Here is a 2,031-nt window from a genome sequence, read left to right on the forward strand (position 1 = left end):
CTTCCTGGCCGATGGCAACATCGAATACCTCGGGCGCCTGGATCATCAGGTGAAGCTGCGCGGCCAGCGCATCGAGCTTGGTGAGATCGACGCCGATCTGCTGGCCCAGAGCGGCGTTCGCGACGCCGCGACCCTGCTGCTGGAGCAACGCTTGGTGAGTTTCTGGTGCGGTGACGCCGACGAGGCTGCCATTCGTAGCGCATTGAGCGACAACCTGCCCGCGCACATGCTGCCGAGCTTCTTCGTCCAGCTCGACAGCCTGCCCCTGAACAGCAACGGCAAGCTCGACCGCAAGGCCCTGGCCGCCACCCCGCTGCCGGAACACCACAGCGACCGGCCGTACATCGCGCCGCGCACCGCCATGCAAAGCGCGCTCTGCGAGTTGTTCAGCGAAGTGCTGGAATGCGCGTCAGTCGGCATCGAAGCGCACTTCTTCCAGCTCGGCGGCCACTCCCTATTGGCGACCCGCCTGGTCAGCCGGGTCCGTGAACGCCTGGGGGTTTCCCTGCCGTTGGCAGTGGTGTTCGAACAACCGACAGTTGCGGCCCTGGCCGATTACCTGGGCGTGGCGACAGCGGATGAATCGATCACCTCGCAGCCGCGTCCGGCGGCACTGCCCTTGGGGCTGGCACAGAAGCGCTTCTGGATGCTCAGCCGCCTGGTTCCGGATTCTCGCGAATACCACATGCCGTTCGCCCTGACGTTGCGCGGCGAGCTGCAAGTCCGCGTCTTGCGCGAAGCCTTCGAACAGGTCAGCCAACGTCACCTGGTGCTGCGCAGCCGGATTGTCGAAGTCCAGGGCGAGCCGCAACTGCTGATCGACGACCACGGGCCGGCGCTCGCGGTCACTGCCGTTGCCACACAGGATTGGCGCGCGACCTGCGCCACGGCCCAAGCCGAGTTGATGGCGCCATTCGACCTGGCCGCCGCCGCGCCTTGGCGGGCGCACCTGCTACAACGCCAGGACAGCGACGAAAACCTGTTGCTGGTGTGCCTGCACCACAGCGCCACCGACGGTTGGGCCATGCAATTGCTCATCGACGAGCTGACCCAGGCCTACGCCGCCGGCCTCGATGGACAGTCGCCGGCCTGGACGCCGCTGGAAATCGACTATGTCGACTTCGCCCTGTGGCAACAGCATCCGGACACCCAGGCCCGACGCAATGCCAGCCTGACTTACTGGAAAAACCACCTGGACCAGGACGATTACCAGCTCGATCTGCCCATCGACCATCCACGGGGCGCCGAAGCCGATCGTCGGGCTCGGCAACTGATCGTCAACCTCGGCGCCCAGCGCGCCGAATCGACCCGCCAGTTCGCCCGTCAGCGCGGCACGACCACTTACGTGGTGCTGGCCTCGGCCCTGAGCGCACTGCTGGCGCGTTACAGCGGTCAGCGCGAGATTCGTCTCGGCACCCCGGCGGACCAGCGCGATCAGCCGCAAGCCCAGACGCTGCTGGCCTGCCTGGTCAACACCCTGGTGATCCGCAGCGAAGTCGACCAACGGGCCCCGGCCGAGCAATTGCTCGCCAGTCTCGAAGCCGATCTGCGTGCGGCCCAGGCCCACGCCGACCTGCCCTTCGCCACCCTGGTCGGCGCTGTCGCACAACACCGCGACCTGAACCGCACGCCACTGTTCCAGGTGCTGTTCTCTCTTAACTACGGCCGCGTGGACAGCAGCCAATGGCCGGGACTGGAGGTCGAAGAGCAGGTGCTGCCGGTGATCGACGCCAAGTTCGAACAGAGCTGGGAAGTCCAGGACGACGGCAGCGACATGACCCTGGCGCTGGAATATCAAGCGGCGCTGTTCGACGAGTCGACGATGCAACGCTGGAGCGCACAATGGTGTGCACTGCTGGATGCGTTGGTGGCGGCGCCTGGGCGAACGCTGATCGAGCTGTTCCCGCAGCAGCAGGACCAACAGCAGCTGGACCGTTGGAACGCCACCGAGCGTCACTACAGCGGCCCGACCAACCTGCACACCGCCCTCAGCCAGCAAGCCGCCCTCAGCCCCAACGCCCCGGCACTGGT

General features: G+C 66.3%; 1 protein-coding gene. It reads left to right on the top strand.

The genetic code is table 11. The features are described 5' to 3' along the window. A partial coding sequence (locus FBY02_RS27980; protein ID WP_256662582.1) for a condensation domain-containing protein occupies positions 1-2,031 on the top strand: 2,031 nt, incomplete at both ends.

It is taken from the genome of Pseudomonas sp. SJZ078 (assembly GCF_007828255.1).
Lineage (GTDB): Bacteria > Pseudomonadota > Gammaproteobacteria > Pseudomonadales > Pseudomonadaceae > Aquipseudomonas.